Below are 12,995 nucleotides of genomic sequence, written 5' to 3'. Positions count from 1 at the left end.
CATGTCGCGTGGGTGCAAAATGAGCTCAACGAAACACCCCGACAAATCCTCGGCGGCGCAACCCCACGTGAAATACTTAACGAACTATTCAAGCGTGGCGCATCCACCGCTTGATTCCGCCTTGTTCTTTTTGGGTTTTGGGCTTTCATTTTGACTACTACTACCTTTAACCAGCTGGATCCTACAGAACGGGACCCGCGGTCATTGACGTTGAATATGGTTCAGTTGGGAAGTCTGATGCTTCCTCTCTTGATTGGTTCGTATTCTTTGGTGATCTCGTCGATCGATCGTAAAAATCGTATGCTTACGCGGCTGCAATCTCTGGGGACATCCGCCAGGGAAATCATGCTCATTAAGTCTGTATGGGTGAGTTTAGTAGCATTCTTCGGAATTGCAGCTGTCATACTAGCGACAGTTCAAGCTAGTCGTTCTTTCAACGTTCCAGTCTTAGGGAACCAATTGGTAGTCGTAGTTTTTGCTTTGTTGATGGAAACTGTTGCCTTGGTCCCCTTGTTCCTCCATCTTGCCTTGCGTCTCAAGCACCCTGGATGGGTCGTTGGTATCGCGCTGATAGGCTCAGTTCTCGGTTCAGCTGGTCACATGATCCCTCAGGCAGTAGCAATTTTCATTCCTTTCACTTTAGTTGGAGCTCTATCCCCTGTAGAGGTACAAGAAGACAGTCTTTTGGATCACGTCTTGTCTCTTTCGGATCTGGGAATTGTGATCATAGTCACCCTTGTTGTTGCAACTTTTTCAATTGTTGTGGTTCCTCGGAGGTTTCAAGATGAACTTTAATTTGACAGTGTTTCGGAAGTCGCCAGCTACGATTTTGATTGCTCTCGCGGTAGTACTTCTTTTTCTCTTAGCGTTTTGGTTCGGAATCGCAATGGTTCCGGAAGAGAAATGGGGTCAAGATTCCAACAGTGCCATTGGTTTTGCTTGGGCAAATATGGGGGGACTTTACTTCGGAATCCTTTCCCCTATTTTGGTGGCAGCAATTTCCGCGACCTTAATGGGACCGGAGCAAAAAAGGGGAAATATCAATTGGATTAAAAGCCAACCTAATGGAAGGAAGAAACTTCTGATTGAGAAGATTTCTATCCTTTTTTCCCTCGCCCTAGCTATGGGTGTACTTCAATTTTTAATCACTCTCATCTATAAGTACATGAGTGGCTATCCTGAGGAGCCGCTCAGTAAGCTTCTTCCCGTTTATTCTCTATGGACCATTTTGGGAATACTTGCTGTAGGTTGTTTCTACCTTTGGCTTTCAACGTATATTGATAATTTCGCTGGCGTTTTGGGTGCAGCAGTGGGGCTAACGATCGCCACGATGGGAATCTCGATTGCAAATCAACTCTTGGCGGGTACGAATGGTGTTGAGAAGTTCTTGCCAACTTCTCAAATCATCGCAACTTCATTCGCTCGTTCTCCGGGGGAATCTAGTGCTGAGGCATTCTTTCTCTCAGGAGTGATCGCTTTGTTGTGGATGTTTTTGTTCGTGTTTCTTACCTGCAGAAAGCTCTCGAAGAAGGGGTAGGAACTATTTCACTTATATGGGGGATACTTCCGTACACGCATCCTTTCATGGGGCACTTCATAGAGTGGGAGTTGGAGGAGGCTATCCCTGATGACGTCTGGGAAAGCACCAACTAAGGACTAATCCTGTTCCGGCTCCGGTGCGGTTAGAGTTCGGCGTCCTGGTTGCCGTCGTGCTCTGCTTCTAGCTCTGGTTCCTCGTTTTCAGTCTGGTTGTCGTGTCGTTATCCGCGGCCTGGTAACCGATAAGAGCTTCCTCGTCTAGTTCGAGGCTGGCGAGGAAGTCGAGGTCGTTGTGTTCCTATGGGCCATGTGGGGTGGTGGTCTTGAACGGATTCTAATCCCTGGCGAAAATAATAGGTCTTGGTCGATTTATCGGGGCGTTGGGTTAGGGTGAGGTCATGCTTTTTGATTCGCTGCCGCGGCCGAGTGTGCGTGTGGCTCCGGGGGTGGGGCATGTGCCGGGATGGGTGGGCGTCGATAAGCAGAAGGCTTTGGTAGAAGAGATGCGCGGCATTGCGCGCGAGTATGCGGCTACGCCGATGGCGATGGTGCGGCCGCGGTTGAAATCCGGCGGGCAAATGAGCGTTTTTCAGCTGCATTTGGGCAGGTATTGGCATTATCCCAGCTATCGGTATGTGGACAATATGGACGGCACGCGGGTTCCGCCGGTGCCGGAGAGCCTGCGGCGGATTGCTCCGGGAGCGCTGCGCGCCGCGGCTGAGGTAGCACCTGAGCTAGAGCCTTGGGTGGAGACCTTCGTGCCGGAGATGGCATTGGTGAATTACTATCCACCGGGATCGGCCATGGGCATGCACGTGGATGATTCGGAGGAGTCACCCGCCCCAGTGATTTCGCTATCTATTGGGGATGAGGCTCTTTTCCGCATGGGGCATACCGAGTCGCGCACGCGGCCGTGGGATGACATCACGCTGTGCTCTGGAGATTTGGTGGTCTTTGGTGGGCCAAAGCGCTTTGCCTACCACGGGGTAGTGCGCGTTAATGACGGCACATTGCCGGAGGGGTGCGGGTTGAGTGAGGGACGTATCAACATCACCATCAGACAAGTATCTGCACGGGCGGTAAGCTAGGGATGTTACATAAAGCTTGAAGGAAAGAAGGTTCTCTTATGTCTCGTATCGGCATCATCATCGGTACCACCCGCGATAACTCGGCCGGCAAGGTAGTAGGTGAGTGGCTTTATGATCTTGCCCAGGGGCGCCAGGATGGGGTGGAGTACACCCTGCTGGACCTCAAGGAGTTTGATGTTCCACTGCTGACCACTGAAGTCATTCCTGCCACCGCCAATAAGCAGTATGCGGATAAAAAGGTGCAGGCTTGGTCTGATGCAGTGGATGCCTGCGATGGTTTCGTATTTGTTACTCCGGAGTACAACCGCTCCGTGCCGGGTCCATTCAAGAATGCCTTCGACTGCTTGGCTGGGGAGTGGATCGGTAAGCCGGTTGCATTCGCCGGTTACGGTCCAGCGGGCGCAATCCGCGGCGTGGAAGCATGGCGCACCATCGTGGTCAACTTCTCCATGCCGCAGCTGCGCAATCAGCTCGACTTCGGTTTCTTTACTGACTGGACCGACGGCGAATTCCGCCCTGTAGATGCCAAGGTAGAACGCACCAATTCCTTGCTGGCCGAGCTGGAAGATGCTGTTACTGCATAATCAGTTCGCGTTGGCCGCATACAAAAAGCCAGCCCCCGCTGCTCGGAAGGAGCGCGGGGGCTGACTGTTATGTGGCTGGCTTAGTTACTGCAGGCCGAACTGATCCCACGCGGCAGGGGAGAGGTTCTGGTACACGTGCTTGTGCTCCTGGTACTCGGCCAAGCCGGTGGGGCCAAGCTCGCGGCCATTGCCGGACTGCTTGAAGCCGCCCCACTCTGCCTGCGGCAGGTACGGGTGGAAGTCGTTGATCCAGATAGTGCCGTGGCGCAGGGCGCGGGCAACACGCTCGGCGCGGCCGGCGTCGGAAGTGTAGACGGCGCCAGCCAGGCCGTACTCGGTGTCGTTGGCGATCTCGATGGCCTCCTCCTCGGTGGTGAAGGTCTCGATAGTCACGGTCGGGCCGAAGGCCTCGTCGTGGACGCAGTCCATCTCGCGGGTAGCTCCATCGATGATGGTCGGCAGGTAGTAGACACCAGCGCCCAAGTCGGTGGTGCCCGTGCCGTGCTGGCCATTGGTGTCCTCGCTGGTAGCGGCGCGGCCGCCGGTGAGAATCTTGGCGCCCTGCTCGCGGGCCTTGTCCACGTAGGCAGCGACCTTCTCACGGTGCTCGGCGGAGATGAGCGGGCCGGTCTCGGCCTTATCATCGGTCGGGCCGCCGATCTTGATCTTATTGGCGCGCTCTACCAGGGCATCGACGAACTTATCGTGCAGGGACTCTTCCACGACGATGCGGGAGCCTGCGGAGCAGACCTGGCCGGAGTGGAAGAAGGCGCCGTTGAGGGCGTTGTCCACGGCGACGTCGAAATCGGCATCGGCGAAGATGACGTTCGGGTTCTTGCCACCGAGCTCGAGCGCGGTGCGCTTGACGGTCTCAGCCGCATTCTTGGCGATGATCTTGCCGGTGACCAGGCCACCGGTAAAGGAGACCATGTCTACATCTGGGTGCTGGGAGAGCGGGTTGCCGCAGTTAGCGCCGGCGCCGGTGATGAGGTTGCCTACGCCGTCCGGCAGGCCGCACTCCTTGAGGGCGGCCATGAGCAGCATCGCGGTGTGTGGGGTGAGCTCCGCCTGCTTGAGGACGAAGGTATTGCCGGCGGCCAGGGCCGGGCCGACCTTCCAGGAGACCTGCAGCAGCGGGTAGTTCCATGGGGTAATCAGGCCACAGACGCCGACGGGCTCGGCATCGATGCGGGAGCGCAGGTTGGGATCCTGCGGGTCGACTACGCGACCGGCCTGGTGCTGGGCCAGGGTGCCGAAGTACTCGAAGGCGTTGGCGATGTCATCCATATCGCCCAAAGATTCCTCATAGCGCTTGCCGGTATCAGCGGACTCGGCCTGCGCGAAAAGCTTCTTGTGCTCACGGATGAAATCGGCCACGCGGATAACCAGCTTGCCGCGCTCGGCGGACGGGGTATTGGCCCACTCGCCGTTGTCGAAGGTTTCACGGGCAACCTTGATGGCGCGTTCGGTGTCTGCGTCGGAGGCTTCGGAGACTAAACCGACGGTAGAACCATCGGCCGGGCAGATGATGGTGCGGGTTTCGCCGCTTTGGGCGGCTTCCCACTTACCGTTGATGAACAGGGACTTCGGGGCGCCATCGGCATGCACGCCCTTCAACAGCTCGGTCTGGGTGGGGTCGAACAAAGTGTTCTGGGTGCTCAAGTGAAAAGCAACCTTTCTCTTATAGAGGTAGTTGTAGTGGCCAGCTTAGCTATCTTCGCGCCAGGTGCGCTCGGGCTCGGCGCCATCGGAGACATCGGAGTCTCCCGGCTGGGTCTGCTGCATGTAGAGGAAGGCCAAGTGGCGCTCATAAAGATCCAGCACGTTATTGATGATCTGATTCTCGGAATAACCGTAGACGTCATAGCCCAGCGAACCGGTCATATCGTAGACCTCGAGGCGGTAGTACTCGTCGCCCTCGCCCGCGCTGAAATCGGGGCGCTCGGCCGCGACTGGGAAGAGCTGGTAGCGGAACATGCGCTCATTGTGCAGCCTTACTTCTAGGTCGAGCTGGGGCAATTCGACGTCGGGAAGCTCGCTGGTGAGCAAGATGGCGTCGTAGCCGCGGGTACGCATGTGGGTAGCAACCTGCTCCAAGGCGTAGGTGGCGGTATCGCGCAGGTAGGTATCCATCTCCTTCTTGGAAGGGAAGGTGTTGGCGCGGTCGAGGCGGTTCTTCCACAGGTTGGAATCCGAAGGATCGCGCTCAGTACGGGAGGAAATCACGCCATGCATAGCGGTGGTGCGGGCCTCGCGTTGCACGTTTTCTAGGCGCAGGGACTTCCACAGGGAGAACATGATGAGGTAGACCACGAAGGCGAAGGGCAGGCCCATCACGACGGTCGCGGACTGCACGGTGGCGATGCCATCGATCTGCAGCAGTGCCAGGGTCAGCGCACCCACGGTCACGGACCAGAAGATGCGCATCCAGCGTGCGCCATCCTGGCGACTATCGGTGATGCGAGAGGTGAAGTTGGACATCACCAGCGCGCCGGAGTCGGCCGAGGTGATGTAGAGCAGTAGGCCAATGAAGGTGGTCAAGAAGATGACGATGCCAGAGCCTGGGAACTCGTGCAGCATGTCGTAGAAGCCTTGTTCTGGCACGTTAATCGCGTTTTCGGCGAATTCTGGGTAGTCGCCGGAGCGAACCATGTCCAAGGCAGTGTTACCAAAGAAGGACATCCACATCAGGATGAATAGGAACGGGAAGGTCAGGGTGCCGAAAATGAACTGGCGCAGGGTGCGGCCGCGGGAGATGCGGGCCAGGAAGAGGCCGACGAAGGTCGCCCAGGCGATCCACCATGCCCAGAAGAAGAGGGTCCAGGACTGCATCCAGGTATCTACGTTGGCTTGGTCTTCGGCGAAGGCGAAGGTCTCCATGGTCCAAGATGGGAATTTTGCGACGTAGTCACCGATATTGGTCACGATGGCATCGAAGAGGTAGGCGGTCTTGCCAAAGACCACGACGTAGACCATCAGTGCGATGGCCAAATAGACGTTGAGCTCGGAGAGGAAGCGAATGCCCTTATCGACGCCGGATACAGCCGACAGCGTGGCAATGGCCACCGCAATAATAATGAGGGCGGACTGCAGTCCAAGGCCCTGCTCGATGCCGAAGATGAGGTGGAAGCCATAGGACAGCTGCACCACGCCGATGCCCAGGGAAGCGGTCACACCGAAGACGGTGCCCAGCATGGCGGCGATGTCCACCGCGGAGCCGATAGGGCCGTGCACGCGCTTGCCGATGAGCGGGTAGAGCGCGGAGCGGATAGCCAGCGGCATGTTCAGGCGGTAGGCAAAGTAGCCAAAGGCCATGCCCATAAGTGCATAAAGCGCCCAGCCGGTGAGGCCATAGTGGAACATGGCATAGACCACGGCTTCCTTGGCGGCCTCCATGGTTTCGCCGTCACCGACCGGTGGCTGCATGTACATGGTGACTGGCTCGGCCACGGCGAAGAACATGAGGTCCACGCCGATGCCAGCGGCAAAGAGCATGGACGCCCAGGAGAAGGTATTAAATTTCGGCCGCGAGTGGTCCGGTCCGAGGCGGATATTGCCGGCATTGGAAAAGGCAATATAGAGCACGAAGACCACGGCGATGGTGGCGGTGAGAACGTAGAACCAGCCAAGGTTGTGGCCGATCCAGCCGGTCACACTGGCGAGGGTTTCTGCCGCGGAATCGCGGCCGAGCCCGGCATAGAGCGCCATGGCAATAATGAGGACGCCAGAGATGATAAATACCGGCCAGTTTGTCTTGGGAGCAGGGACCTGATCCGCGCCTACGGCATCGCCGGTTTCGGCCTTGTAGCTGCCGACGAGGGCGCGGACTTGGTAGCGCGGGCTGCGCTTCTTGGGCTCTCCAGAGGGGGTTGCGAGAGAGGTGTTTTTACCCCCTTCTTGGGGGTCTTTATGTGAAGTGAGAGACTCCTCAGGATTGTGAGGATCAAAGTTAGCCATCTACTTCTCCTATTGCTGGTTGTTTTGGGCCGAATCTTTCGCACGAGTGCCCCAAAATGCTCACAAGATCGCAGGGAGAGATAGGTGAGTGAAATGAATCATATTCGGGCGAACTATGCGCAAAGACTGCGGATTTCATCTCCAGAGAAATCCATCCGGACAAGGTAAATATACATTAAGATGGGCAAACTTCTAGCGGGATGTGTACTCTGGAGGCAGTGCCCGCACATAAGGCGATGTGAATAATTACAGACTTTTGTATAAATTACAATATTTTCACTTCCGGTGGGGCAATCTTGACGTGTGAAATATTTCACAGAAAGAAGGGGATTTATGGGTTTTATGGACAAGCTGACCAAGAAGCGTTCCGCTAAAAAGGTCACCGATGAAGTAAGCGACGTAGTCGTCGTTGGCGGTGGCTCCGCAGGCTCCGTCATCGCCGCACGCCTGACCGAAGACAAGAACACCCGCGTGCTGGTCCTTGAGGCTGGCCGCCCAGATTCCTTGTGGGATCTGTTCATTCACATGCCATCCGGCTTCTCTTTCCCAATCGGCGCAAAGAACTATGACTGGATGTATGAGTCCGATCCAGAGCCAGAGATGAACGGCCGCCGTGTCTACCATGCTCGCGGCAAGGTCCTTGGCGGATCTTCCTCCATCAACGGCATGATCTACCAGCGCGGTAACCCGATGGACTACGAGAAGTGGGGCCAGAACCCGGGCATGGAGAACTGGGACTTCGCCCACTGCCTGCCGTACTTCAACCGCATGGAAACCGCCGCTGCGGCTGAGCCAAACGATCCGCGCCGTGGCCACGATGGCCCGCTGTACCTCTCCCGCGGTCCGGCTACCTCCGAGCTCTTCCAGGCCCTGTTCAAGTCTGTGCAGGAAGCCGGCTACAACCTGACCAATGACGTCAATGGTTACCGCCAGGAAGGCTTCGCTCCGTTCGATCGCAATATTAAGAACGGCAAGCGTTGGTCCGCTGCCCGCGCCTACCTGTACCCCAACATGGATCGCGAGAACCTCGAGATCCGCACCCGCGCTTTCACCACCAAGATCCTCTTCGAGGGCCAGAAGGCCGTCGGCGTCGAGTATGAGTGGCAGGGCGGCGTTCACCGCGTCTATGCCGAGAAGATCGTGCTGTCCGCCGGTGCCATTAACACCCCGCAGCTGCTGGAGATCTCCGGCATTGGTGACCGCGAGATTCTGGAGAAGCATGGCATCGACGTCGTCAAGCACCTGCCAGGTGTGGGCGAGAACCTGCAGGACCACCTCGAGGTCTACATCCAGTACGAGACCACCAAGTCCACCGCTTCCTCCCAGCCTTACCTGGATAAGTGGCGCTGGCCATTCATGGGTCTGCAATGGCTGCTGACCCACAAGGGCCCGGTTGCTACCTCCCACTTTGAAGGCGGCGGCTTTGTGCGCTCCAATGAGAATGAGGACTACCCGAACCTCATGTTCCACTTCCTGCCGATGGCCGTGCGTTATGACGGCCAGAAGGCGGACGTCAAGCACGGCTTCCAGTGGCACGTTGGCCCGATGTTCTCCGATACCAAGGGCCACGTTCACATCAAGAGCGCCGATATCCACGACAAGCCGTCCATCCTCTTCAACTACCTGAAGACCGACCAGGACCGCCGCGAGTGGGTGGAGGCCGTACGCGTTGCCCGCTCCCTGCTGGATACCAAGGCCATGGAAGAGGTAGGCGCCCGCGAGTTCAGCCCGGGCCCGGATGTCCAGACCGACGAGGAGATCCTGGAGTGGGTCCGCAACGATGGCGAGACCGCGCTGCACCCATCCTGTACCGCCAAGATGGGCGCGGAGTCTGACCCGATGGCCGTCGTTAATCCGGACACCATGGGCGTATGGGGCGTTGAGGGCCTCTACATTGCGGATGCCTCCGTCTTCCCATCCGTGACCAACGGCAATATCTACTCCCCAACCATGATGGTGGGCGAGAAGGCTGCCGACCTCATCGCCGGCCGCACCCCGCTGGAGCCAAACCACGCCGAGTGGTACAAGGCTAAGCAGGATATGCCGCTCTACGCTGAGGGCGAAGCAGTCCGCGATCACAAGCACTCCATCCAGGGCGCTGACCACTAAGCACCCTCCCGCCGGATTGCTCTAGCGCCGCGTTTCCCATTCTTGGGGCGCGGCGCTTTTGCTTGCCGACGTCCCCCCTTCCCACCGCGCGCCCCTCCGCCTGACCAGAACCATGATTTAATCGCCTCGCAAGGAACCAGGTCCACTGTATTGGGGCGCCAGAGTAAAGGAAGGCATTGATGCTCAGCATTATCGCTTTAGTCATTAGTATCGTTTTCGCCGTTGCCGTTATTAAAAAGCTCGATGACATCGATACGCACCTGAAGGAGCTGCTCTCCTCGCGCGAAGATGGCGAAACAGCGCGTTAATCGTGCGGGTGGCTAAGGAGACGGTGAACAAATTTCGAATTAACCAACTGCAAAAGGCCCATACCGACCGTGAAATGGAATTTTCCTGCGATGTAGCTTGAAGGGCTATGGCTTCATGGAGCAAAGTGGTTTCCAAGCAGCAGTTCCAGTACTTCGTACGCGGGGTAGCCAACACTGCCGACTTCAAGGAAGTATCATTCCTGGATACCAGCGAAAAGAGATAGTCATTTGGCTATTAGAAAGCTTCGCTACGTGTGGTTTGACCCGTACGCAATGTCCGTGAGTGTCTAGCTCTTGATGGAGAACCTGGTGTCAGTGTCGCTGGCCGCACCTACGCCGCCGTCATGTCCGCCGACACCCTGTTCATCACCATCCCCACAGGGGTGGGTGTGGACATCCACGTGAAGATTCTGGAGAATTTCGCCGCCCACGTCGCCCCTCGTTGGGTTGGCAGCCGAACCGTGAAGGACTAGTCATCGGCTATCCCATCGACTAATTCTTGCAGGTCGCAGGACCTTCGCGTGACTGTTAGTTCAGCCCATTTTAAATAGTTCATCGCACACTGTATAGTTCAGCACATGCTGACTATTGCTTCGCGCCTCGACGTCATGAACCGGCTCGGCCGGGCCATGGCTGATCCGACGCGCTCCCGAATCCTGCTAACCCTACTAGACGGTCCGAGCTACCCGGCTGTGCTCTCGCAAAGCTTGGATCTGACCCGCTCGAACGTTTCGAACCACCTGTCTTGCCTGCGCGATTGTGGCATTGTCGTCGCTGAGCCGGAGGGCCGCAAGACCCGCTACGAAATCGCCGATCCCCACCTCGCGGCAGCGCTCGAAGCGCTAGTCAACGCGACACTGGCCGTCGACGAGAATGCCCCCTGCATCGACACTGAGTGCTCGGTGCCCGGCTGCGGCGAGAAAGGAGCGGACGTATGAGTTCAGCATGTGGATGCGAACACGAACCCGCCACGGAGATCGACGAGCTCGATCGGCCATGGTGGAAGGACCCTGAGCTACTGCTGCCGATCTTCTCCGGCGTAGCCCTCATAACAGGATTGGCGCTGGACTGGTCCGACTTGGAGACGCTCGCGACGGTACTGTATTGGGTTGGGCTGCTGTTGGGCGCTTACACGTTCGCGCCTGGAGCGATCCGGAACCTTGTCACGAAGCGCAAGCTCGGCATTGGCTTGCTAATGACGATCAGCGCGGTCGGTGCGGTGATCCTCGGATTCGTCGGAGAGGCCGCGGCGCTAGCGTTCCTGTATTCGATCGCCGAGGCACTGGAAGACAAGGCGATGGACCGGGCCCAAGGCGGACTGCGGGCGCTGTTGAAGCTGGTACCGCAGACCGCGACGGTGCTGCGCGACGGCACAGCGGCCGAGGTCGAAGCGAAGGACCTCGAGGTTGGCGAGCTAATGCTCGTGCGCCCCGGGGAGCGGATCGCCACGGACGGCATCATTCGATCCGGGCGCTCCAGCCTTGACACCTCAGCGATCACCGGAGAATCCATTCCGGAGGAGGTTGCGCCCGGCGACGAAGTGCCTGCGGGAGCGATCAACTCCGCCGGGGTGCTGGAGGTCGAGACGACCGCAGCTGGAACGGACAACTCGCTGACCACACTCGTGGACCTAGTCGAGCAAGCGCAGGCGGAAAAGGGCGACCGCGCCCGGATCGCCGACCGGATTGCCCAACCCCTAGTGCCCGGGGTGATGATCCTGGCGGTGCTGGTCGGCGTGATCGGCTCGCTGCTGGGCGACCCTGAGACGTGGATCACCCGTGCGCTGGTAGTCCTGGTCGCAGCGTCGCCGTGCGCGCTGGCAATCTCCGTGCCGCTGACGGTCGTGGCCGCGATCGGCGCGGCCAGCCAGTTCGGAGTGGTCATCAAGTCCGGCGCGGCGTTCGAGCGACTCGGCGGCATCCGTCACCTGGCAGTGGACAAAACCGGAACCCTTACCCGCAACCAGCCTGAGGTTACCGGAGTGGTCCCGGCAGACGGATTCGATCGGGCGCAGGTGCTTTCCTTCGCGGCGGCAGTTGAACAGCAATCGACACACCCCCTCGCTGCGGCGATCGCGGCAGCGGGGCCCGAAGCGCCCACCGTCTCGGACATCAGCGAGGAAGCTGGGCATGGCATCGGCGGCACCGTCGAAGGCCGACGGGTGCTGGTGGGCAGCCCCCGATGGATCGACGCCGGACCACTGAAAGCAGACGTTGAGCGCATGGAGTCCGAGGGCCAGACCTGCGTCCTGGTCACCGTCGATGACGCTCTCGCCGGGGCGATCGGGGTCCGTGACGAGTTGCGGACCGAGGTGCCCGAAGCCGTGCATGCCCTGCACGCCAACGACGTGGAAGTAAGCATGCTCACCGGCGACAACACTCGCACCGCCCGGGCGCTGGCTGGAATCGCCGGAATCGACGACGTGCGCGCCGAGCTGCGCCCTGAGGACAAGGCAAGCATCGTCGCCGATTTCTCCTCCAAGACGCCGACGGCGATGATCGGCGACGGCATCAATGACGCGCCGGCACTGGCGGGCGCGACGGTGGGCATAGCGATGGGAGCGACCGGCTCTGACGCCGCGATCGAGTCCGCTGACGTCGCTTTCACCGGCCACGACCTTCGGCTAATCCCGAAGGCGCTGCAGCACGCCCGTCGAGGAAGCAGGATCATCAACCAGAACATCGTGCTGTCTCTGGCCATCATCATCGTGTTGATGCCACTGGCGATCAGCGGCGTGCTGGGCCTGGCTGCCGTCGTGTTGGTTCACGAGGTCGCCGAAGTGATCGTGATCTTGAACGGCCTGCGGGCTGCGCAAGCGAAGCGCTGAGGCTGTGACCGGCAAGTCTCATAAGGGTTAAACCACACGCCGAGCGGACACACCTTGGGCCAGGCACGTCATTCGAGTTCACGGTCCGTCTCCGTGGAATCGGGACCGTACTCGGTGACCTGTCCCTTCTCGGTGCGTGTGGGCATGGGGGCTGTGGGCGAGCCACCACCCGGCACGTGCCCCAGCCGGTCAAGGGCCCCGAGCGCTCGGCGTCTCCAGCGCAGATCGTGGAAGGATCGAACTTGCTCAGGGACCAGGCGTCACTGCGAGACTCTTTTCGTCCCGCAACTTGAATAGTTCAGCGGCCTTGATACCGCGGACATCCATTCGGAGTGCTGCCGAGTCTCATCTACACAGCCCGTGACTACCTGGGCAGTGTGTTTGACAAAGGACCCCACCCTCATCAGCATTGACGAGCCCTCGCCGTTCCAGTTGCCGTAACCGACTAGATGCAGATTCTTCACCGCGGTTTCGCGGCCGCGCATGAGGTGGCGGAATAGACCGAGAGCCGAACGAAAACCAGCGCACCAGATCAGATGGTCGTGGTCGTGCTCACTAAAGCTATCGAAGATGGGGGGATGTC

Annotated in this window: 11 protein-coding genes; 9 read left to right on the top strand and 2 right to left on the bottom strand. The window is 58.7% G+C overall.

Annotation, left to right across the window (positions count from 1 at the left end):
* Window positions 1-150 precede the first annotated feature (150 nt).
* The 4 genes from MHK05_RS09605 to MHK05_RS09590 all read left to right on the top strand — a co-directional run bounded on the left by MHK05_RS09605 (window position 151) and on the right by MHK05_RS09590 (window position 3,211).
* Window positions 151-795 carry an ABC-2 family transporter permease gene (locus MHK05_RS09605; protein ID WP_239206351.1) on the top strand — a complete coding sequence of 215 codons (645 nt, stop codon included), beginning with the start codon at window positions 151-153 and terminating at the stop codon, window positions 793-795.
* The gene (locus tag MHK05_RS09600) at window positions 785-1,537 is read left to right on the top strand and encodes an ABC transporter permease (protein ID WP_023020306.1); all 753 of its coding nucleotides are present in this window, start codon (window positions 785-787) and stop codon (window positions 1,535-1,537) included. The genes MHK05_RS09605 and MHK05_RS09600 overlap by 11 nt, the downstream gene beginning before the upstream one ends.
* A 400-nt stretch (window positions 1,538-1,937) precedes the next feature.
* Window positions 1,938-2,627 carry an alpha-ketoglutarate-dependent dioxygenase AlkB gene (locus MHK05_RS09595; RefSeq protein WP_198492326.1) on the top strand — a complete coding sequence of 230 codons (690 nt, stop codon included), beginning with the start codon at window positions 1,938-1,940 and terminating at the stop codon, window positions 2,625-2,627.
* A gap of 38 nt (window positions 2,628-2,665) precedes the next feature.
* Window positions 2,666-3,211, top strand: a complete 546-nt coding sequence (locus MHK05_RS09590; RefSeq protein WP_239206349.1) for an NADPH-dependent FMN reductase — start codon at window positions 2,666-2,668, stop codon at window positions 3,209-3,211.
* Window positions 3,212-3,295: 84 nt separating this feature from the next.
* Here MHK05_RS09590 and MHK05_RS09585 read toward each other — a convergent pair whose 3' ends face one another.
* Complete coding sequence (locus tag MHK05_RS09585; protein WP_239206347.1) at window positions 3,296-4,873, bottom strand: aldehyde dehydrogenase family protein; 1,578 nt, start codon at window positions 4,871-4,873, stop codon at window positions 3,296-3,298.
* A 45-nt stretch (window positions 4,874-4,918) separates the two neighbouring features.
* Window positions 4,919-7,168, bottom strand: a complete 2,250-nt coding sequence (locus tag MHK05_RS09580; protein ID WP_239206345.1) for a choline BCCT transporter BetT — start codon at window positions 7,166-7,168, stop codon at window positions 4,919-4,921.
* 333 nt (window positions 7,169-7,501) lie between these two features.
* On the opposite strand from MHK05_RS09580, the gene betA reads away from it, so the two are divergent.
* The 5 genes from betA to MHK05_RS09560 all read left to right on the top strand — a co-directional run bounded on the left by betA (window position 7,502) and on the right by MHK05_RS09560 (window position 12,412).
* Window positions 7,502-9,277 (top strand): choline dehydrogenase, encoded by a 1,776-nt coding sequence (gene betA, locus MHK05_RS09575; RefSeq protein WP_225746137.1) that lies wholly within the window; start codon window positions 7,502-7,504, stop codon window positions 9,275-9,277.
* Window positions 9,278-9,456: 179 nt separating this feature from the next.
* On the top strand, window positions 9,457-9,585 hold the full coding sequence (locus tag MHK05_RS09570; protein WP_239206343.1) for a chemotaxis protein: 129 nt from the start codon (window positions 9,457-9,459) through the stop codon (window positions 9,583-9,585).
* A 344-nt stretch (window positions 9,586-9,929) separates the two neighbouring features.
* Window positions 9,930-10,058: a hypothetical protein gene (locus MHK05_RS11870; RefSeq protein ID WP_275436598.1), complete on the top strand. Its 129-nt coding sequence runs from the start codon at window positions 9,930-9,932 to the stop codon at window positions 10,056-10,058.
* A 105-nt stretch (window positions 10,059-10,163) separates the two neighbouring features.
* A complete protein-coding gene (cmtR, locus tag MHK05_RS09565) occupies window positions 10,164-10,523 on the top strand; it encodes a Cd(II)/Pb(II)-sensing metalloregulatory transcriptional regulator CmtR (RefSeq protein ID WP_005329783.1) in 360 nt (119 codons plus the stop codon).
* Complete coding sequence (locus MHK05_RS09560; protein ID WP_239206341.1) at window positions 10,520-12,412, top strand: heavy metal translocating P-type ATPase; 1,893 nt, start codon at window positions 10,520-10,522, stop codon at window positions 12,410-12,412. Before cmtR ends, MHK05_RS09560 begins: the two co-directional genes overlap by 4 nt.
* Window positions 12,413-12,995 lie beyond the last annotated feature (583 nt).

The organism is Corynebacterium nasorum (genome assembly GCF_022347325.1).
Taxonomy (GTDB): domain Bacteria; phylum Actinomycetota; class Actinomycetes; order Mycobacteriales; family Mycobacteriaceae; genus Corynebacterium; species Corynebacterium kefirresidentii.
This window is presented reverse-complemented; position numbering and strand designations above follow the sequence as displayed.

What these genes read in the sequence shown, in the direction of transcription:
- cmtR (WP_005329783.1), top strand. Translation starts at nt 10,164, where the DNA reads ATGCTGACTATTGCTTCGCGCCTCGACGTCATGAACCGGCTCGGCCGG.
- MHK05_RS09600 (WP_023020306.1), top strand. Translation starts at nt 785, where the DNA reads ATGAACTTTAATTTGACAGTGTTTCGGAAGTCGCCAGCTACGATTTTG.
- betA (WP_225746137.1), top strand. Translation starts at nt 7,502, where the DNA reads ATGGGTTTTATGGACAAGCTGACCAAGAAGCGTTCCGCTAAAAAGGTC.
- MHK05_RS09570 (WP_239206343.1), top strand. Translation starts at nt 9,457, where the DNA reads ATGCTCAGCATTATCGCTTTAGTCATTAGTATCGTTTTCGCCGTTGCC.
- MHK05_RS09580 (WP_239206345.1), bottom strand. Translation starts at nt 7,168, where the DNA reads ATGGCTAACTTTGATCCTCACAATCCTGAGGAGTCTCTCACTTCACAT.
- MHK05_RS09595 (WP_198492326.1), top strand. Translation starts at nt 1,938, where the DNA reads ATGCTTTTTGATTCGCTGCCGCGGCCGAGTGTGCGTGTGGCTCCGGGG.
- MHK05_RS09590 (WP_239206349.1), top strand. Translation starts at nt 2,666, where the DNA reads ATGTCTCGTATCGGCATCATCATCGGTACCACCCGCGATAACTCGGCC.
- MHK05_RS09560 (WP_239206341.1), top strand. Translation starts at nt 10,520, where the DNA reads ATGAGTTCAGCATGTGGATGCGAACACGAACCCGCCACGGAGATCGAC.
- MHK05_RS11870 (WP_275436598.1), top strand. Translation starts at nt 9,930, where the DNA reads ATGTCCGCCGACACCCTGTTCATCACCATCCCCACAGGGGTGGGTGTG.